Genomic DNA, 19,256 nt, shown 5'->3' with positions numbered 1-19,256 from the left:
CATAGGTCAACCTTTTTTCTGAGCTAGATTATCTTCTAGATACCGAATTCAGCTCGGTAGGCTTTTACCGCCGCTAGATGCTCTATTGCATCGCCTTGCTCTTCTAAATAACTAACCAAATCGCCCAAGCTAACGATAGAAATCACCGCACAGCCAAAATCACGCTCAACTTCCTGAATCGCAGATAAGTCACCCTTACCTTTTTCCTGACGGTCAATAGCAACTAAAACGCCCGCTAAATCAGCACCATTGGATTGGATAATCTGCATTGACTCGCGAATAGCTGTACCGGCAGTGATCACATCGTCCACCAACATGATGCGCCCTTCGAGTGCACTGCCAACTAAGTTGCCACCTTCGCCGTGATCCTTTGCTTCTTTACGATTAAAGCAATAAGGTGTATCTAGGTTATGATGATCAGCCAACGCGACTGCTGTTGTGGTAGCAATTGGTATGCCTTTATAGGCAGGGCCAAACAGCACATCAAACTCAATCCCAGAATCTGCCAAAGCGGCAGCATAAAAACGGCCTAGGCGAGCAAGATCTCGCCCTGTATTAAAAAGACCAGCGTTAAAAAAATAAGGGCTCTTACGGCCGGATTTTAAAGTAAACTCACCAAACTTTAATACTTGCTTCTCTAGTGCAAACTCAATAAATTCACGCTGGTATGCTTTCATTGCTCTCTCTCTAAGTTAATAATGCCTATGGCCATCTTCCAAAAGATAAAAAAATAGCTTCCTAGGTTGGAAGCTATTTAAAAATCATTGCTCTAACGCCGCTTTTTGCGCGGCGACAATATCGCAAATTCCCGTTTTTGCCGACTCGAGTAACTTCATCAAGTCATCATGGCTGAAAGGTTCGCCTTCTGCGGTGCCTTGTACCTCAATCATGCGGCCATCTTCTGTCATCACCACATTCATATCGGTATCAGCAGCAGAGTCTTCAACGTACTCTAGGTCACACAATACATCTTGACCAAGCATACCGACAGAAACCGCAGCAACATGCCCTTTCATCGGGTTTGCTTTCAACTTACCACCATCGACTAAATGCTGAAATGCATCAGCCATGGCAACACTGGCACCAGAAATAGCAGCCGTGCGCGTTCCACCATCGGCTTGAATCACGTCACAATCGACGGTAACCATAATTTCACCCATAGCTTCAAGATCGACCACAGCCCTTAAGCTACGCGCAATCAGGCGCTGAATTTCCATGGTACGGCCACCTTGTTTTCCACTCGCCGCTTCACGGCGCATGCGGGAGTGCGTCGAGCGAGGTAACATACCGTATTCAGCCGTCACCCAGCCTTTACCTTGACCTTTTAGCCAGCGAGGTACATTTTCTTCAACGGTCGCATTACATAATACTTTCGTATTGCCAAACTCAACCAAAACTGAGCCTTCAGCGTAAGCCGTGTAATTACGAGTGATTTTAATTGGGCGAACTTGGTCCGCCTTGCGATCGTTTGGACGCATTGGCATCTACCTTAGTTGTCTATCTACAGATAGGGGAAGACGAATCAGATTGGGGCAAGATTCTAGCAGAAAGCTCTGTGCTGGAAAAGCACCCTATTTTTCAGCGATACCAAATCGAGCTTATTCTGCTACTATTGCCACGCGTTATTTTCACAGATGATTAAGACAGGAAAATTCGATGATCTACAGTATGACCGCTTATGCTCGTAAAGAGGTAAAAGGTGAATGGGGCAGCGCAGTATGGGAAATCCGCAGCGTCAACCAACGTTATTTAGAAACCTACTTTCGACTACCTGAGCAATTTCGTGGCTTAGAGCCTGTTCTGCGCGAACGTTTTAGAAAGCGCCTAGCACGCGGAAAAGTTGAATGTGCTCTACGTTTTGAAGCTAACCCTGCCGCCAAAGGCGAGCTTAGCATCAACGAAACCCTTGCCAACCAAGTGATCAATGCCGCCAAGCAAGTGATGACAATGACAGGCGATGACAACCGATTAAACCCATTTCAAATCATGAACTGGCCAGGGGTTATGGAAAGCTCAGAGCAAGACATGGATGCGATTAACAAAGACTTACTGGCTGCATTTGATGACGCTGTAAGCGAGTTCATTGACGCTCGTGGCCGTGAAGGCGACAACATGAAGGCCTTGATTGAGCAGCGTTTGTCGGCCATCACAGAAGAAGTCATCAAAGTGCGTGCTCGAATGCCCGAAATCATCGAGTGGCAACGCGAGCGATTGTTCTCAAAGTTTGAAGAAGCAAAGGTCGAGCTTGATCCTTCTCGTGTGGAACAAGAACTTATCCTTCTTGCGCAAAAGTCTGATGTAGCAGAAGAACTAGATCGCCTCGATTCACACGTTAAAGAAGCAAACAATATCCTTAAAAAAGGCGGCGCTTGCGGCCGGCGCTTAGATTTTATGATGCAAGAGTTTAATCGCGAATCCAATACCTTGGCATCTAAATCGATAAGCAAAGATATTACAGCCTCAGGCGTTGAGCTAAAAGTTCTTATCGAACAGATGCGAGAGCAAATCCAGAATATTGAATAATGGTGCCAAAGCTCCTTCATAAGAGTGACAGATAAAGAGTAATTACGCGTTACTTGCTATCTGTCAATATCCCATTAACTAAATGAAATTATAGGAATTTAGCAGTAAGATAGAAAACTCGCTTGTAGCGTTTCTTACAAACATTTTCAGTACTAATATACCGAGGGAGACAGAGTTAAGCTTTTCAGCAACGAATATCGGCACTTCCAAGTATCAAATGGATCTCTAAACACCATAAAAGAATTTATGCAATTAAGTGATAACGATTTAACGCTCTTGATTGAACAGCTAAAAACAGTCCAGCAGTGTGATAAAACACCTGAGCACAACTTTATCGAAGAGGTAATTATCTAAACGAAGTGACGAAAAAAGGCAGCTCTAACTCAATGGTTTTCTATCAGCAATTAGAGCATCTAAAGGGGTTACTAACAGCAAATAAACCGACGTAGATTGCTCATTATCATTGGAGCTAGCTTCGTCATCTTCAGTCGCGGTCAGCCAGAACCAGGGATGTTTACAGTTACATTTAGCTTCGCTTTCATCACTCAGGGAGAACTTCTTACCGCAATCCCAACACCAAATATGAAAGTCACCACAAACATCACATTTCCCAATACAGGAAATAGAAACTGGCGAAGCAGATGACCCAATTCCCATAGGGGCATCCCACAGAACCAAACCTCTTTTAGATTTTTCATTACAATTATCACTGAGGCAATCATCCCATGATTCGAGATCGATATCCTCTAACTCTTCCAAAGACACAATCTTAAGGTTAATAAAGTCCTGTGCTCTTTTTTTTGCAGCAGTACTATATCCATTAGGACAAACTAGAATTCCTACCTTAGATGAGAAATCGATCATCATGCCATGGAAACTTTCGACATCTTTGACATTTAGGGTGCGATTATACTTCTTTGCATCGACAATGATTCTTCGGTCTCTATCATCACCAAAACGAGAGTCAATGAGTACATCTACCTGTCGGATAGTTTTACTTAAACAGCCTTTAATCTTCGCATTTGGTATTACGGTTGTACCTGTAGATTGGTAATCTTCAGAACACAGTTCAGCAACAAACCTTTCGTATTTCTTCCAACTAGTCATAGCACTCTACGCAAGTCGTGATTATCAAAAGTTTCCTTCAGCAACTTGAAAGCATGTTAGACCCAACTCACGCCACATTTTCACAACTTTATCTCGATCATCAAAAACACAAAGAATATCTTTTTTGTAATTTGGATAAAGGTCTAATAACCAGAAACGTTTTAGTATTTCGTCTGCTGTATATGTATCCATTTCTCTCATAGTTAGAGCGTCATACTCGACACCGTGCAGAGACAGCCATTCAACTGTTTTAGCTCTAACTATGTCACCTCGAGCAGAAAAAATATGAACTCGATAGCCCTGCTTCTTTAGTGCGTTAACCGTCTCAATTACTGACTGATTCGGTAAGTCCGCATCACAAGCTTCGAAGTAAGAAATCCAATCTGGTTTTCGCCCGCTGGACTTATCAATATAATGGCTTCTATGCTTGTTTAGAGCTAACGTCCCATCAAGATCTACTATAACTGTTTTATCGGGCATCAATTTCATTTAAAAGGCTCTTTAGTTCAATCAGCTCTTTTCTCACACGACTGAATTCACCATGATTATAGCTTTTTTCTTTCGTTATACCCTTGACCAGTATATCTCCATTTTCGAGGACTTCGTGAGGATTGTGAGCCAAGAAGTTTCTTTCTTGTTGAGTTACCTGATACTTCCCACCCTCATTAAAGAGAGTCGATGAAGAAAATATATCTTTACAAGTTTTCCTCAATGTATCATTGTCCATTATCATGGTGTTAGATATAATTTTATCGATATCTAACCCTTTGATTTTATCACCTCTATCTTGAATTTTATTAGTTAGCCTATTTCTTATTTCTTTATCAATTTTGGATAAATCATCGTTCTCTAAAGCGTGTATGACACCTATTATTTTACTCCTTAAGTCTATATCAATTTGACTTGATTCGGACATCAGCAACCCTCTAGCACCATTAAGGCTGGATATCTTTTTTATTTGGTCTTGTATTAATGGTTCAACATCATCAATTAAATTTAACTTGTGCGCTATATATACACCTTGAATACCATTCTTATAGACGAGCTCGTTAATTTCATCTGGTTTCTTCCCAGAATAAAAAACCATGTCCGTGTATATATTTGTTCTAAGTATTTTTGCTATTTCGATACCGTCTAGCGAACCATCTCCCATATCAAAATCGAAAATAACTAGATCATATGGGTTGTTCTTTTCAAGCTTATCTGCAAGTGTATATATTTCTTCTTCAGTAATACCGCTTCGTTTCTCAAAAACGGGGATCAAACCCTGATCACGAATAAATCCTTCAAGTCTAGATACTGAAGGCGCAATGACGTCGAACTGGTCTTCAAACCACAAAATATCATAGGTTAGTTTCATTTTTTTATCCTTATAATAAATCGAGTACCACGCTTAGGCTGCTCCTGATCTAGGAAAATTTCCCCTCCAATTTTCTCTACTTGAGTTTTTGCATGGTATAACCCTAGCCCAGATCCATTTGTTGACGTGTACCCTTTCTCAAATATCCTATTTGGGTCTACTTGATCACTTATTCCACGTCCATTATCTGTTATTTTCACTATTAAATATTTGTTCTTTTCAACTTCGGCTTCTACAGAGACTTTTGATGCCCGTGCCTTCTGAGAGTTTGCAATTAAATTGTCAAATATCAAGCCAATTTCAATTGGGGAAAACCTAATAACGAAATCAATGTCACTCGGAATGTTTGTCTCTATTCTTATTTTCTGATTGTATGCTGTTATAATATCATTCATATACTGAGAGATATAATTAGCAAGATTTTCCTCAATACAAGCAGAATCAAGCATAAAATCAGCTAAAACAGCAAATCTAGAGGTGGTTATTATTTTCTCATTATTGTTCAAAATCTCTGAAAATGTATCTATTATATCTTGTTTATTCAGTGGGCCTGTAGTTCGGTTAACTTTACTAATGGAGTCGTTAATAAGGTCTTTAGTAGCGGCGGAATAAATTATAAGTTGGTGTATAAAGCTCTCTAACTTTTCTTTGTCTCTATCAGTTTCCATAGCCGAAAGAAATAAATTTCGAGACTTCTCTTTTTGAGATTCTATTTTAAACCTGTTAGCTTGCGCTTCTGCTAGTCTTCGCCTTTCTTCTTCTTCAACTCTTCGCTTAGATTCTTCGCGTGCTTTTTTTTCTGCTTCACGACGTAGTTCTTGCTCTAAATCAGCTTGTCTTCTAGCCTCTATGGCTCTACTTTTTTCTACCTCAAACCTTGAGGTAGCTTCCTTAACCAACTTGAGAAGCTTGGTGTTATTAGTTTCATCAGCGAGATTAACGAGCTTGTCAATAGTAGATTCAAAGTGCTTAGACTTTTCGTCATAAATAGCAACTAAATCATTATTGTAGTCAATAAGCTCCACTGACTCAGTGCCTGAAATTTTAGATACTAGGTCCAGTATTTTCGCCTTGTTCTCATCGCGAAACATTCTTTCCGGAGTATCATAGTCTTTGTCAAAAGAATCTTGCCACTGAATACCAACAACATAAGCTTCGAGCTTTTTCACAACCTTATCTAAGATTACTTTCTTCAACTCTTCCGATGCATCAGTTTTAATTAACCCCATATCTCGGCTAGAAGCTTCTCGAAACTTATCCTCATTACCCCATACTTCTACTTTCCCCAACACATCTCGACTACCCAAGTATCTAGAGTGACCTTGTTGCTTACGTTTGTTGAGCCCCCAAAAGTCATTATCCTCTTCACCAACTGGGTATACTCTAAAATCATTTCTAAATAAAAATAGAGAACCATAGCTAACTGAAGGAGTTCCCATTCTTCGAGTAAATGTTGATTTCGCAGACCTATTCAGAAAGAACAATTCACATTTAAATGAACTGTCAATCAAGAAACTATTTGAGTTGATTGGCTCTTTTATCTTATAGACCAATTCTCCTCTATCTGTAAGAGTTGAATATAAGTGATTATGATTTAACTCGACCTCTAGATAGGTAGTTTTTGATTTCAACACATCAATAATAGTATTAGTAATCTTACCATTAATAATACTAGTTTCCTTATCTTCGACTAGAAGATTTCCATTAATTATTGATTTATCATGTTCTCTTGAATGTTCGTCGGTTATATATATATCAAATCCGGATCGTGAATCACCAAAGGGATCGACAAGTTTTATTAAATTTCTTTTTAAATCCAGTAATTTTTTAGTCGTCCAAGAATATTGCTCTCTTAACGATGAGATCTCAATCACCACACCAGATTTAATTTTTCCATCTAACTCATTAGGTAGCTCAAAATCCTCTTTGGTATCATAAAGTATATCAATACTAGAAAACTCTTTTTTATAGTCCTTATCAAAGTCTCCCCAATCTATATACAAATTAGACACTCTACTACAGTGTTTTGTTTTTGACTGAATCCTTAGAACGGAGCCTAATCTATCACAAGAGAATCTACCGACTCCTTTATTACCCGCATACGTCCTGTCGATATGGTCTTCTGTTCCATCCCTTTTCGCGGAATAAGCAACTTTTAGCCATTTTTCTAAAATGTCTTCATATGACATACCTTTACCGTTGTCGATAATAAATATTTTATCTTTGTAAGCTACATCTATATGTTGATTATCAACTTTTATTTTATCAAATTTAGTGGTGAAAATTATGTCAACTTTATTAGCATTTGCATCATAGGCGTTCTTTACCAATTCGAAAATTGCCACGATATCATTGGTAATTAGATCTTTTCCTATTATTGATTTCAATCCAGAACTAACTTCGAACTGTAATTTATCCATTTTCTAACCTAGCCATTATTTTAAGAATCGTAAATCCTAAAGCCTCACCTAATAGTGGAGGTACAGCATTACCCACCTGAGTATATCTAGGGCATTCCTGCGTTCTTCTTTCACCACCAGTCGTATACTTACCCAAAATATCAAAGCTATCTGGGAATGATTGAATGCGAGCCATTTCCCTAACGGTTAGAATTCGCGGCTCGCTATAGTGCAGCAAATCATCTGGTAGTGTTGTTAAAGTCTTCGACGGTTCATCGGCATTCAAAACTGTGATTGCTTGTTTCTTAGTCCCAATTTCCAAGCGCATTTGATCACTTAAACTAACTCCTGGCTTACAAATTTCTTGTATCTTGGTAAACTTCTCAATTGTGCTAAGCTTGTGTCTAGCTAAGCGAAGACTATTAGGTTTTGCTTTACCGGAGTCCTTTCTAATTACTCGGAGATATTTTGAAGGTTTGGACGGCACCTTATAATCAACTTGCTTGAAACCACTTTTATCGCTTCCAGAGTGATAAGTAAGACCATTGGTCTTTACCAACAAATCTCCAATTGCATCACTCACTTTCACTGGTCGTAAAGGCAATTTCTTACTTTTCAAAAAGTCTCTTCTGCTACGAGATATAACTTCAAAAGGATTCTCGAACTTCTGGTCAACAAGATCTTTTTTAACACCAATCATAATAAAACGAGTGCGTTTTTGCGGAACTCCAAAGTCAGCACTACATAGAAAGTCTGTGAATACCTTATATCCTAGTTTTTCGAGCTTAGCTTTAACTATCATGGAATGTGGTTTCTTTGCTTTTTTACCCTCAGGAGCTCTGAAAGAAGCATTGAAGCCTCTCACATTTTCAAGTAGCAAATACTTAGGTGAAATAATCTCTACCATCTTGATGTATTCATCAGATAGCTTGTTACGCGGGTCTTTGGCATTCCGGCGTCCAGCAAGGGAGAAGCCTTGACACGGTGGACCTCCTGCAATCAAATCAACCTTTCCTTTTAAAGCGGTTAGTTTTTCAGGATACCTCTCTAGAAGATTTTGAATAGTTGTCGCCTCTTTAGGTAACCATTCAGGCCAATCAAAATGCGCATGTTTCCCATCTATAAGGTTGTGCTTAAAAGTAGAAAATGCCATGGGATCTTTTTCTACCGCAAAAAGACCATGCCAGCCTGCATTGCCGAGGCCTAACGAAAGCCCTCCGCATCCAGAGAAAAGGTCAATATATGTTGCTTTTTGTGCTGAGTCTGACTGACATGACATCTAGAAAATACTCTTAAATCTTAATTGCATATGTATAGTATTATTCTAAAGAAAAACTAGCAAAATACCAGGACTAAAAGGTTGTAGCTTTGTGAGAAAGAAGAAGATTCTGTTCAACGAGAAGAGGTAACAGCTTTCTTGAACAAATCTAGATGCCACCATATCAAAGTGGTGACAGAATTGGTGACTGATTTATAGAAAATACAATTAAACACTTAAATATCATAAGTATAAGTTTCATTTACTGATTCGGCTCCAAAATATTGAATAAGGTAAGAAACCAGCTCTAGGTCAGCCATTGCGGCCTAGAGCTGGTTCGTTATATTTGGCAAGCCCTATTCCCTTGTTCGGCTGGGTACTTGTAAGTCACCAATAGCACCTCTGCCATTCTTAGCCCTAACGGGACACTAGCTTTTAGAGTACTTGTCTGAGAGTCAGGCTCTCTCTGATTATCGGATGTTAAAGTTAAGCTCTTGTGGCCATTTTTATCATCGGTAATACGATAGCGATAACTGCGCTGTCCAATTCCAAGGCTAGGGCCTTGAGAATCAAATTGAATCTTGCCGATGCCAGAGCCTTGAGCAAAAAGGCTTGGTAATACTTCAGCTGCCCCTTCAAAAGTAATCACGACTTTAGGAGGGTTGGCAATTAGCACGCCTGTTAGTTCAGCTAAATTACCACCTTGATTATGGCAATCAAGGTTAAAGGGTGGTTTGTATATCAGCTGATATCCAGTTTCGTCTTGGCCTTGATTCTGGATTGACTGCCATATAGGGTCATTAAAATACCAGCCAGACTGCCCATCTGAGTTCAAGCTGTCTTTTTTAATTGGCAAATAAACATAACCTTGATAGCTAACCTCTATCTTTATCGGCGCTACTGTAGCGAGGGAGTTTAAATCAACCGACCGCCCTACATCATCAACAAACTCTAGATTTCCAACTAAGGCTTGCTGCGCTGACTTAGCCTTCTCTGGGTCAAGATACAATGTTAAACCGAGCGTTCGATCGGGGCTATTCAATGAGTTTGTAATATCGGCAAGTGAAATACCAATATCATATCTGGGCTGATAATCTTTTGACTCACTGCCATCAACTGGATTAAAGGTCTTGATTCCACCAGAGTCATGACTAGGTGACTGTAGATTACTGATTGCAGACTTAAGCATTGAAGAATTGTGCTGGAAACCATTACTCATCGCGCTTATCACCTGATAGGAATGCAAGTACAAGCCGAGCTTTTGCAGCACCCCTGCGCCAGAAGCGGGCATCTCCGGTAAAACTTGGGTTAAGTTGTTCGCATCTGCAAGCTTGGAAAACGCTAGTGGCGGCTCGTCTTTTGCTGCATGCCCGCTCCAATTAAATGCAACCGCATAATCGACAACATAGTCGAGTCTGGTCTCAACAGTGCCTTTGTAAGGTTCAAGCGCTTGATTCGCCTTCTCTATGTATTCTGGGGTAATCGGGTTAAACGCGTATTCGTAAACATCAACTAGCTCACTGGCAAGCGTTTCTAGCTCTTTTTGATGCTCCGCTAACTGCTGCTTTGTTTGCTCATTCAAACCATAGGAGATAGCAGACATCACCTGTAAATAAGCATGATTGAAACTTTTTCCTTCAAGCAGCTCGGCACTGCCGCGGATCATATCAGGCAAAACACGCGCGCTGATGTAATCATAGGTGTATTGATTGAAGGTAAAACTATCATTGAGATACCAGTAGGGAAAACGGCTATGGTTAGCTCCTTGAACCACAGCGGCAAAACCATCCATTTCTCCCAGGATCACCTGTCTAAATTGATTGAGTAGATATTGGTAATACCCTTGTTCAGAATTCTTTATATCAGACCCTTGATTGTTAGGGCATGCACTTCCTTCTTTCTCACAAACCTTATCATCAGCCGCATTAACGGTAGAAGAATCACCATTTGCTCCAACACCTACAGGAAAACCAAGCATTACTACCAAAAAAATTCGCTTTAACAACACTTACTCTCCCTTGTATGATTGGATCTAACTCAAAATTGTTGTCAAAAAAATCAACAATTTTTCCTTATAATCCTAGGTGTTTTTTCTGATATTGCCTTAAACCTGAGAAGTTTTTCACTAGAATCTTGCCTCTTCAAATACACTAGGCTATATCGACCACCTCGAATGCTTGTTCCAGACAAACAACCTGTGCTAACCTTCGGCTCCCTTTTTATGACTGAAACTTAATCACTTCAGTGATTTCTCACGGTCAGTGCTATCTTTAATATGTCAGCGTAAAGCAGACAAAATAGAAACAAATTTGGAATGTACCCATGGGAAAAGGCACTCTTTACATCGTATCTGCACCAAGCGGGGCAGGAAAATCTAGCTTGATTTCTGCCATGCTAGAGACCAATCCGACCTATGCCATGAAGGTGTCAGTATCACACACGACCCGTGGCATGCGCCCAGGTGAACAAGACGGTGTTCATTATCACTTCGTGCAAAAAGAATCCTTCGAAGAACTCATCGAGCAAGGCGCTTTTCTTGAATACGCTGAAGTGTTTGGCAACTACTATGGAACATCACGCCTGTGGATTGAAGAGAATTTAGATAAAGGTATTGATATCTTCCTAGATATCGATTGGCAAGGAGCCCAGCAAATCCGGAAACAAATGCCCAAAGCGCAGAGTATCTTTATTTTACCGCCTTCAGACGACGAGTTGGAACGTCGACTCAATGCTCGCGGGCAAGACAGTGACGCTGTGATTGCGAAACGTATGGCAGAAGCAAAGTCTGAGATTTCTCACTATACCGAATATGACTATGTGATTGTTAACGACGATTTCGATAACGCACTTATCGATTTTAAGGCGATCATTCGAGCTGAAAGATTAAAACAAGATAAACAAGCCGCCAAATATAAGGTGATGCTTGATGCACTTTTAGCAGATTAAGCCGCCTGTCGGTGGTTTATCACTAATTACTCTCAGTGGCTACTAGACACTGAGAACATAGAGACTGTATAATTTCTCGTCATACAAAATTTTTAGTTAACTAATTTGGAGTTCTCATGGCACGCGTAACTGTTCAAGACGCTGTTGAAAAAGTTGGCAACCGCTTCGACCTAGTTCTTATTGCGGCTCGCCGCGCTCGTCAAATGCAAACTGGTGGTAAAGATTCACTAGTGCCAGAGGAGAATGATAAGGCAACTGTTATCGCTCTACGCGAAATTGAAGAAGGCCTAATCACTAAAGAAATTCTTGATGCTAGAGAGCGTCAGGAGCAACAGGAACAAGAAGCAGCAGAGCTAGCAGCTGTAAGCAGTATTGCACACAGTCGCTAATCTGACACTCTTCTAATAACTATCTTTCGGGCCTAAAGTTTGTATCTATTCGACAGCTTAAAAGACGTTGCCCAAGAATACTTACCAGAGCCTCAAATTGAGGCTCTGCGTCAATCTTATGTGGTAGCGAAAGATGCCCATGAAGGGCAAACTCGCTCAAGTGGCGAACCTTATATTATCCACCCTGTCGCCGTGGCGCGAATTCTCGCTGAAATGCGCCTTGATATTGAGACGCTACAAGCCGCACTACTGCATGATGTCATCGAAGACACTGCCGCAACCAAACAAGATTTAGAAAATCAATTTGGTGCGACTGTTGCTGAACTGGTCGACGGGGTATCGAAACTTGATAAACTCAAATTTCGTGATCGTAAAGAAGCGCAAGCAGAAAATTTTCGTAAAATGGTTCTTGCCATGGTGCAAGATATCCGTGTCATCCTTATCAAGCTTGCCGACAGAACCCATAACATGCGCACTTTAGGGGCGCTTCGAGCAGACAAGAAACGTCGTATTGCCAGAGAAACCCTAGAAATATACTCACCGCTTGCTCATCGTTTGGGTATCCATAACATCAAAACTGAACTCGAAGAGTTAGGCTTTGAAGCCTTGTATCCAAATCGCTACCGCGTGTTAAAAGCCGTTGTTAAATCAGCGCGCGGTAACCGTAAAGAGATGATTCAGCGTATCCATGATGAAATTGAAGGCCGCCTCGAAGAAATTGGGCTCAAAGCACGAGTGTTTGGTCGAGAGAAAAACCTCTATTCCATCTACAACAAGATGAAGACCAAAGAACAACGCTTTCACACCATCATGGATATCTACGCATTCAGAGTTGTCGTCTCTGACGCCGACACCTGTTATCGCGTTTTAGGACAAGTTCACAGCTTGTATAAACCGCGCCCAGGAAGAATGAAAGATTACATAGCCGTGCCTAAGGCGAATGGTTATCAGTCCATTCACACCTCTATGGTTGGCCCTCATGGTGTGCCCGTTGAAGTCCAGATCCGTACTGAAGATATGGACCAAATGGCAGACAAAGGGGTCGCGGCACACTGGTCCTATAAAGGTAACAGCGATCGCTCTGGCACCACAGCGCAAATTAAAGCTCAGCGCTGGATGCAAAGCCTGCTGGAATTACAGCAAAGCGCGGGTAACTCATTCGAATTTATCGAACACGTAAAATCAGATCTCTTCCCAGACGAAATTTATGTGTTTACCCCCAAAGGTCGTATTGTTGAGCTCCCTGTGGGTGCAACCGCTGTCGATTTTGCCTACGCTGTTCACACCGATGTGGGCAATACCTGTGTCGGCGCACGAGTAGATCGCAACCCTTATCCTTTGAGTAAATCGCTCAAAAATGGTCAAGCGATTGAAATCATCAGCGCGCCTGGAGCTCGTCCCAACGCAGCTTGGCTAAACTATGTGGTTACATCACGGGCTCGAACCAAAATACGCCAAGTGCTCAAAACCATGCGCCGCGAAGAGTCCATCACCCTTGGTCGCCGTTTACTCAATCACGCTCTAGGTGATTTGTCGCTATCAGATATTCGTGAAGAGAATATCCAGCATGTCTTATCTGAGTTAAAAATCGATAACGTCGATGAACTATTGGCAGACATTGGGCTGGGTGAGTTGATGAGTATAGTGATTGCGCGCAGGCTACTAGGCGATGCCGATGAGCTCAAACCTTCAGAAGGCGGTAAGCCGAAGAAGAAGTTGCCAATACGCGGCGCGGAAGGATTGCTTCTCACATTTGCTAACTGCTGTCATCCGATACCTGATGACCATATTATTGCCCATGTATCACCAGGGCGAGGCTTGGTTGTCCACAGAGAGACCTGCCCGAATGTACGCGGCTATCAAAAAGAGCTCGATAAATACATGGCGGTAGAATGGTCTGATGATTATGAACAAGAGTTTATAACCGAGCTGTATGTGGATGTGCAAAATCGTCAAGGCGTTCTTGCTGAACTGACTAATGTTATCTCAAAAACGGGTTCAAATATTCACGGACTATCAACGGAAGAGAAAGACGGTCGTTTATACACAGTCACAGTTCTGCTCACTACCAAGGATAGGGTCCATCTTGCTGGCATCATGCGCAAAATTAAAGCCATGCCTCATGCTCTTAAGGTGCGACGTCGCAAAAACTAACCTTGTCTTAACTATGCCCTTGAGCTTACTGGCTCAAGGGCTTAAATCACACATATAACTATGAACTTAGAACGTTACCAACGGATTCAACAAGTCCTCAAGTCACGCCAAACTGACCTGACATTTTGTCTCGAAGAAGTCCATAAACCTAACAATGTCTCAGCCGTAATTCGCAGCGCCGATGCCACTGCTATCCATAAAATACATGCCGTTTGGCCAAATGCAATGCGCACACTCAGTCATACATCAGCGGGAGCTCGCAACTGGGTAGAAGTAGAAACCCACGATACGATTAACGACGCCGTGAATATACTAAAACAGCAAAATATGCAGGTTTTAGTCACCAATTTGTCGGAAACCGCGGTCGATTTTCGCGACATTAATTACACCAAGCCGACAGCCATCATTCTGGGTGGCGAGAAAATGGGGGCATCAGAGCAAGCCAAACAGCTCGCCGATCAAGATATCATTATTCCAATGCTGGGCATGGTGCAATCACTCAATGTGTCAGTTGCTAGTGCCGTTATCATGTATGAGGCTCAGCGCCAGAGGCAAGCTGCGGGTTTGTATGACAACCCAGCCAATCCAATCGCTGAAAGTACTGTGCAAAAAGTTTTGTTTGAACGCGGCCACCCTGTGCTAGCCAAAGTTGCCAAGCGCAAAGGCTTGCCTTATCCACTTATCGATGAACAGGGTGAGGTAATCGCAAGTGAAGATTGGTGGCGAGAGATGCAGCAAAAATAAAGCAAAACTCGGCACAGGACCTAAGTTTCCCTGTACAAAAACACAGCTCAGTGGTTAACTAGTAAAGTCGATTAGCCAGTAAATAACGTACCGAGCTGTGTCATGTCTCAATTACTCTCTGCCATTTCCTTAACTTCTCTGACTGGTGTTGGAGCGAAAGTCGCAGAAAAGTTATCAAAAGTGGGTCTTCATTCAGTTCAAGACTTGCTCTTCCACCTTCCTCATCGCTATGAGGATAGAACACGCATCTACCCTATTATCAAACTGCATCCGGGTTTGTGGGCGAGTGTTCAAGGCAAGGTAATGAGCGCCGACACCTTATTTGGGAAACGCCGCATGCTGGCAGTAAAGGTCAGTGATGGTAATGGGACGATTACACTAAGATTTTTCAATTTTACTGCCGCAATGAAAAATAACTTTAGTGAAGGCAAGCAAGTCCATGCTTATGGCGAAGTAAAGCGAGGGAGTACGGGGCTGGAAATCATTCACCCTGACTACAAATTTTATGCACCTGAACAAGTCACCAAGCTTGAAAAGACGCTGACCCCAGTCTATCCAACCACTGACGGTCTGCGCCAGCTTACGCTGCGCAGCCTAACCGATCAGGCTCTGGAACTGCTTAACAAGACAGCGGTACAAGAGCTTTTACCGGCTGGGCTATATGATCAACAGATTTCTTTAAATCAAGCACTGCATATCATACATAGGCCCACTCCAAGTATTGATCTAGAATCCTTCGATCAAGGCAAACATCCAGCACAAATTCGCCTTATCATGGAAGAATTATTAGCGCAAAACCTCTCTATGCTATCGGTAAGAAGTAAAAGTCAGAAAGACGCCGCTTTCCCTCTGTCTGAAAAAACAGAATTAAAACAAAAGCTGTTGCAACAGCTCCCTTTTTCTCCCACTCAGGCACAATCACGAGTTGTAAAAGAAATTGAACAAGATTTAGAAAAGCCTCACCCCATGATGCGTCTAGTGCAAGGCGATGTAGGGTCAGGGAAAACCTTGGTTGCAGCACTCGCTGCACTTCGAGCGCTTGAGCATAATTATCAAGTCGCTCTTATGGCTCCAACTGAGCTTCTGGCAGAGCAACATGCGATTAATTTTAAACAATGGCTTGAGCCAATGGGTATTGAGGTCGGTTGGCTGGCCGGAAAACTCAAAGGTAAAGCCAAACAAGCGGAGCTGGAGAATATTGCCAGTGGCCAAGCTCGAATGGTCGTCGGCACCCACGCCTTGTTTCAAGAGCAGGTAAATTTTCATAACTTAGCGCTGGTGATTATTGATGAGCAACACCGCTTTGGTGTACATCAGCGCCTTGAACTGAGAGAAAAAGGGCAAAAGCAAGGTGCATACCCTCATCAGCTCATTATGACCGCAACCCCGATCCCCCGCACTCTAGCGATGACAGCCTATGCCGATCTGGAAACCTCTGTGATTGATGAACTCCCTCCAGGTAGAACCCCTATTCAAACCGTCGCTATCCCTGATAGCAAACGCGACCAGATTGTTGAAAGGGTGCGCAACGCATGTCTCAATGAAGGCAAACAAGCTTATTGGGTTTGTACCCTGATTGATGAATCAGAAGTACTCGAAGCACAAGCAGCAGAAGATACCGCTCAAGAATTACAAACAAAATTACCCGAGGTAAAAATTGGTTTGGTCCACGGACGAATGAAACCAGCAGAAAAACAGTCAGTCATGCAGGATTTCAAGGATAACAAACTGCACTTATTGGTTGCGACAACGGTAATAGAAGTTGGTGTCGACGTACCAAACTCTAGCTTGATGATTATTGAAAACCCAGAGCGTTTAGGTTTAGCTCAGCTTCATCAGCTGCGAGGAAGGGTTGGTCGAGGCAGTGTCGCCAGTCACTGTGTTTTGTTATATCACTCACCTTTATCGAAAACGGCACAAAAACGCTTGGGCGTACTTAGAGAAAGTAACGATGGATTTGTGATTGCGCAGCGCGATTTGGAAATTCGCGGGCCAGGAGAGTTGCTCGGCACCAAACAAACTGGCATTGCCGATTTTAAAATCGCAGATTTAGTGAGAGATCAGCACTTAATTCCCGAAGTTCAGCGCGTCGCGCGCCATATTCATGATAACTACCCAGAAAAGGCAAGTGCAATTATTGAACGCTGGCTTGGCGAGAGAGATATCTACTCCAAGGCCTAATCTAGGGTACTTAAGGCGATGTAGCTCAGTCTTTTACTTGTAAGATTTCATCCCAAGGCAGGCTCTGATCACCAAGCACAATAAAATTCGGATTTTCCAGTGTTTCTCGCTCATTATAGGAAAGCGGTTCGAGTTGGGTACTTAATATTCTCCCTCCCGCTTCTTCGACGATGCACTGAGTCGCAGCTGTATCCCATTCACCAGTAGGCCCAAGGCGCAGATAACAATCCACAGCCCCTTCTGCAACCAGACAAGCTTTCAAGGCCGCAGATCCGAGTGGAACAAGGTCGTAATTCCATCGACTGTTCATCCGGCTGGTAATACGGCTAATGTCTTGCCTGCGACTTATTGCCATCGCAATCGAATCGGCTTGCCCTTCATGATGCAGCGTATTAATACGCAGGCTCTCATCCATATCAGGGATCTTCCACGCGCCTTTGTTTTTGTAGGCATAATAAGTGACGCCTGATACTGGACTATAGACCACCCCCATCACCGGCCTGTGATCTTCCACCAGTGCAATGATGGTGGCAAAGTCACCACTACGAGCAATAAACTCCTGAGTTCCGTCTAAGGGGTCAACTAACCAGTAACGATGCCAATTCGACCTTTTCTCTAAGCTAACATCCGCATCCTCTTCAGAGAGTACAGGCGTCTCTGGAGTAAGCTCGGTTAGCTTTTCCAATATTAATTTATGGGCGGCGATATCTGCGCTCGTTACCGGGGTCTGATCACTTTTTGTATAAGCTTGGTAGTCTTTTTTTTGATAGATATCAAGCGTTAACTGGCCCGCCGCCCGAGCAATATCAATCACGGCTGGCAGATGCTGAGAAAAGTCTTCGGTCATTGGCATAATCAATCCTTCAAGGCTCTACATTGGTTATGGTTTTAGGGTACGTAGAGCAAGTAATAACGCTGTTATACTGCGCGCTTCACTAAAGTCGAGGTGAGTAAGAAGCTCTTCTGCTTGAGAAAGTGGCCAACGAATCACTTCCAGGGGCTCTGGTTCATCACCTTCTAATTGTTCTGAGTATAGATCTTCTGCAATAAACAAGGTCATTTTACTCGAAAAATAAGAAGGGGCGAGGACAACTTCTTTAAGTGGCGTAAGTTTATTAGCTCCTAAACCAATCTCCTCTTTGAGTTCTCGGTTTGCAGCATCAATGGGCAGCTCTTCAGGATCCACTAGACCTTTTGGAAAACCCAGTTCATAAGACTCAGTGCCTACTGCATATTCCCTAACTAGCAATAAGTCCCCTTCTTTTGTCACCGGTACCATCATAACCGCAGTTCGACCACTAGGTTTCATTCGCTCATAGGTTCGCTCGACACCATTACTAAAACGTAAATCAAGCGCCTCTACAGTAAATAGCTTAGACTGTGCTACCGTCTGTTTACTCAGGATTTGGGGAAGGTTTTGCTTAGCCACTCACTACTCCTTAGTCTGGTTAAGCCCCTAATATATGAGAAAACAAATAGTTTTGAAAACAAAAAAGGCTGACTTTATCGCCAACCTTTCAAATCAAGATCATTGCTTTTCTTACTAAGCTAGGTTTATTTAGTAGTAAGAGTGCTCTCCGCGATCATGTTCTGTCGCATCACGAACCGCTGTCAATTCGCCTTCAAATTGCTGCAACAGCTCTTTCTCAATACCTTCTTTAAGTGTTACGTCAACCATAGAACAGCCATTACAACCACCACCAAAGGCAACAATAGCAACACCATCGTAGGTAATTTCAACCAGATTGACGTGTCCGCCATGCCCTGCTAACTGAGGGTTAACTTGGGTTTGAATCGCATACTCAACACGCTCAAGCAATGGCGCATCATCCGCTACCTTACGCATTTTAGCATTGGGCGCTTTTAGGGTCAGCTGAGAGCCCATTTTGTCTGTCACATAGTCAATCTCGGCGTCTTCAAGAAAAGGCAAGCTTAGTTCATCAATATACGCAGAGAAGCTTTGATATTTAATTTCTGTGTCCGAAGATTCAATGGCTTCCACTGGGCAATAAGAAACGCCGCACTCGGCATTCTGAGTACCAGGGTTTACCACAAACACGCGAATGTTTGTACCTTCAGGTTGCTGACTTAATAGGTTAGCAAAGTGCTGCTGGGCATTTTCAGTAATAGTAATAGAATTTGACACGACGAATACCTGAGTAATTTTGTAGGCTATTTACCTCTCATTTTACTCC

At 42.4% G+C, this 19,256-nt stretch carries 18 protein-coding genes; 7 read left to right on the top strand and 11 right to left on the bottom strand.

All coding sequences use genetic code 11. The features are described 5' to 3' along the window. Positions 1-35: 35 nt before the first annotated feature. Both pyrE and rph read right to left on the bottom strand, forming a co-directional pair. The gene (gene pyrE, locus FIV01_RS00685) at positions 36-677 is read right to left on the bottom strand and encodes an orotate phosphoribosyltransferase (RefSeq protein WP_152429296.1); all 642 of its coding nucleotides are present in this window, start codon (positions 675-677) and stop codon (positions 36-38) included. 84 nt (positions 678-761) lie between these two features. Continuing rightward, on the bottom strand, positions 762-1,478 hold the full coding sequence (gene rph / locus FIV01_RS00680; RefSeq protein WP_152429295.1) for a ribonuclease PH: 717 nt from the start codon (positions 1,476-1,478) through the stop codon (positions 762-764). Here rph and FIV01_RS20565 point away from each other — a divergent pair. Then, positions 1,478-1,642, top strand: a complete 165-nt coding sequence (locus tag FIV01_RS20565; protein WP_172971798.1) for a hypothetical protein — start codon at positions 1,478-1,480, stop codon at positions 1,640-1,642. The genes rph and FIV01_RS20565 overlap by 1 nt on opposite strands. A gap of 14 nt (positions 1,643-1,656) precedes the next feature. Next, a complete protein-coding gene (locus FIV01_RS00675) occupies positions 1,657-2,523 on the top strand; it encodes a YicC/YloC family endoribonuclease (RefSeq protein ID WP_152429294.1) in 867 nt (288 codons plus the stop codon). 378 nt (positions 2,524-2,901) lie between these two features. Here FIV01_RS00675 and FIV01_RS00670 read toward each other — a convergent pair whose 3' ends face one another. The 6 genes from FIV01_RS00670 to FIV01_RS00645 all read right to left on the bottom strand — a co-directional run bounded on the left by FIV01_RS00670 (position 2,902) and on the right by FIV01_RS00645 (position 10,655). Further along, complete coding sequence (locus FIV01_RS00670; RefSeq protein WP_152429293.1) at positions 2,902-3,630, bottom strand: restriction endonuclease; 729 nt, start codon at positions 3,628-3,630, stop codon at positions 2,902-2,904. 24 nt (positions 3,631-3,654) lie between these two features. Then, positions 3,655-4,119: a phosphatase domain-containing protein gene (locus FIV01_RS00665; RefSeq protein ID WP_246210414.1), complete on the bottom strand. Its 465-nt coding sequence runs from the start codon at positions 4,117-4,119 to the stop codon at positions 3,655-3,657. Beyond that, the gene (locus tag FIV01_RS00660) at positions 4,100-4,990 is read right to left on the bottom strand and encodes a hypothetical protein (RefSeq protein ID WP_152429292.1); all 891 of its coding nucleotides are present in this window, start codon (positions 4,988-4,990) and stop codon (positions 4,100-4,102) included. Before FIV01_RS00660 ends, FIV01_RS00665 begins: the two co-directional genes overlap by 20 nt. Further along, positions 4,987-7,410, bottom strand: a complete 2,424-nt coding sequence (locus FIV01_RS00655; protein ID WP_152429291.1) for a sensor histidine kinase — start codon at positions 7,408-7,410, stop codon at positions 4,987-4,989. The genes FIV01_RS00660 and FIV01_RS00655 overlap by 4 nt, the downstream gene beginning before the upstream one ends. Then, positions 7,403-8,668, bottom strand: a complete 1,266-nt coding sequence (locus tag FIV01_RS00650) for a DNA cytosine methyltransferase (RefSeq protein ID WP_152429290.1) — start codon at positions 8,666-8,668, stop codon at positions 7,403-7,405. Before FIV01_RS00650 ends, FIV01_RS00655 begins: the two co-directional genes overlap by 8 nt. Positions 8,669-8,987: 319 nt before the next feature. After that, complete coding sequence (locus tag FIV01_RS00645) at positions 8,988-10,655, bottom strand: hypothetical protein (protein ID WP_152429289.1); 1,668 nt, start codon at positions 10,653-10,655, stop codon at positions 8,988-8,990. A gap of 314 nt (positions 10,656-10,969) precedes the next feature. Here FIV01_RS00645 and gmk point away from each other — a divergent pair, with 314 nt between their 5' ends. The 5 genes from gmk to recG all read left to right on the top strand — a co-directional run bounded on the left by gmk (position 10,970) and on the right by recG (position 17,061). After that, positions 10,970-11,593, top strand: a complete 624-nt coding sequence (gene gmk, locus FIV01_RS00640; RefSeq protein ID WP_152429288.1) for a guanylate kinase — start codon at positions 10,970-10,972, stop codon at positions 11,591-11,593. Positions 11,594-11,709: 116 nt separating this feature from the next. After that, positions 11,710-11,982, top strand: coding sequence for a DNA-directed RNA polymerase subunit omega (gene rpoZ / locus FIV01_RS00635; RefSeq protein ID WP_006957184.1), 273 nt, complete (start codon positions 11,710-11,712; stop codon positions 11,980-11,982). A 39-nt stretch (positions 11,983-12,021) separates the two neighbouring features. After that, a complete protein-coding gene (spoT, locus tag FIV01_RS00630; RefSeq protein WP_152429287.1) occupies positions 12,022-14,136 on the top strand; it encodes a bifunctional GTP diphosphokinase/guanosine-3',5'-bis pyrophosphate 3'-pyrophosphohydrolase in 2,115 nt (704 codons plus the stop codon). A gap of 60 nt (positions 14,137-14,196) precedes the next feature. Continuing rightward, entirely contained in the window at positions 14,197-14,880 is a 684-nt protein-coding gene (gene trmH, locus FIV01_RS00625; RefSeq protein WP_152429286.1) for a tRNA (guanosine(18)-2'-O)-methyltransferase TrmH, read from the top strand. Between the two features lie 102 nt (positions 14,881-14,982). Then, a complete protein-coding gene (recG, locus tag FIV01_RS00620) occupies positions 14,983-17,061 on the top strand; it encodes an ATP-dependent DNA helicase RecG (protein WP_152429285.1) in 2,079 nt (692 codons plus the stop codon). Between the two features lie 25 nt (positions 17,062-17,086). Here recG and cysQ read toward each other — a convergent pair whose 3' ends face one another. The 3 genes from cysQ to nfuA all read right to left on the bottom strand — a co-directional run bounded on the left by cysQ (position 17,087) and on the right by nfuA (position 19,207). Next, a complete protein-coding gene (gene cysQ, locus FIV01_RS00615) occupies positions 17,087-17,914 on the bottom strand; it encodes a 3'(2'),5'-bisphosphate nucleotidase CysQ (RefSeq protein WP_152429284.1) in 828 nt (275 codons plus the stop codon). Between the two features lie 27 nt (positions 17,915-17,941). Then, a complete protein-coding gene (gene nudE, locus FIV01_RS00610; RefSeq protein ID WP_152429283.1) occupies positions 17,942-18,490 on the bottom strand; it encodes an ADP compounds hydrolase NudE in 549 nt (182 codons plus the stop codon). 129 nt (positions 18,491-18,619) lie between these two features. After that, on the bottom strand, positions 18,620-19,207 hold the full coding sequence (nfuA, locus tag FIV01_RS00605) for a Fe-S biogenesis protein NfuA (protein WP_152429282.1): 588 nt from the start codon (positions 19,205-19,207) through the stop codon (positions 18,620-18,622). Positions 19,208-19,256: the final 49 nt, after the last annotated feature.

The sequence above is a fragment of the Vibrio aquimaris genome (assembly GCF_009363415.1).
GTDB lineage: Bacteria > Pseudomonadota > Gammaproteobacteria > Enterobacterales > Vibrionaceae > Vibrio > Vibrio aquimaris.
Note: the sequence above shows the minus strand (reverse complement) of the source record. Positions and strands in the feature narration are given on the sequence as shown.

Coding starts and splice junctions, on each gene's coding strand:
- pyrE (WP_152429296.1), bottom strand. CDS start 677: ATGAAAGCATACCAGCGTGAATTTATTGAGTTTGCACTAGAGAAGCAA.
- rph (WP_152429295.1), bottom strand. CDS start 1,478: ATGCGTCCAAACGATCGCAAGGCGGACCAAGTTCGCCCAATTAAAATC.
- FIV01_RS00675 (WP_152429294.1), top strand. CDS start 1,657: ATGATCTACAGTATGACCGCTTATGCTCGTAAAGAGGTAAAAGGTGAA.
- FIV01_RS00670 (WP_152429293.1), bottom strand. CDS start 3,630: ATGACTAGTTGGAAGAAATACGAAAGGTTTGTTGCTGAACTGTGTTCT.
- FIV01_RS00665 (WP_246210414.1), bottom strand. CDS start 4,119: ATGAAATTGATGCCCGATAAAACAGTTATAGTAGATCTTGATGGGACG.
- FIV01_RS00660 (WP_152429292.1), bottom strand. CDS start 4,990: ATGAAACTAACCTATGATATTTTGTGGTTTGAAGACCAGTTCGACGTC.
- FIV01_RS00655 (WP_152429291.1), bottom strand. CDS start 7,410: ATGGATAAATTACAGTTCGAAGTTAGTTCTGGATTGAAATCAATAATA.
- FIV01_RS00650 (WP_152429290.1), bottom strand. CDS start 8,668: ATGTCATGTCAGTCAGACTCAGCACAAAAAGCAACATATATTGACCTT.
- gmk (WP_152429288.1), top strand. CDS start 10,970: ATGGGAAAAGGCACTCTTTACATCGTATCTGCACCAAGCGGGGCAGGA.
- rpoZ (WP_006957184.1), top strand. CDS start 11,710: ATGGCACGCGTAACTGTTCAAGACGCTGTTGAAAAAGTTGGCAACCGC.
- trmH (WP_152429286.1), top strand. CDS start 14,197: ATGAACTTAGAACGTTACCAACGGATTCAACAAGTCCTCAAGTCACGC.
- recG (WP_152429285.1), top strand. CDS start 14,983: ATGTCTCAATTACTCTCTGCCATTTCCTTAACTTCTCTGACTGGTGTT.
- cysQ (WP_152429284.1), bottom strand. CDS start 17,914: ATGCCAATGACCGAAGACTTTTCTCAGCATCTGCCAGCCGTGATTGAT.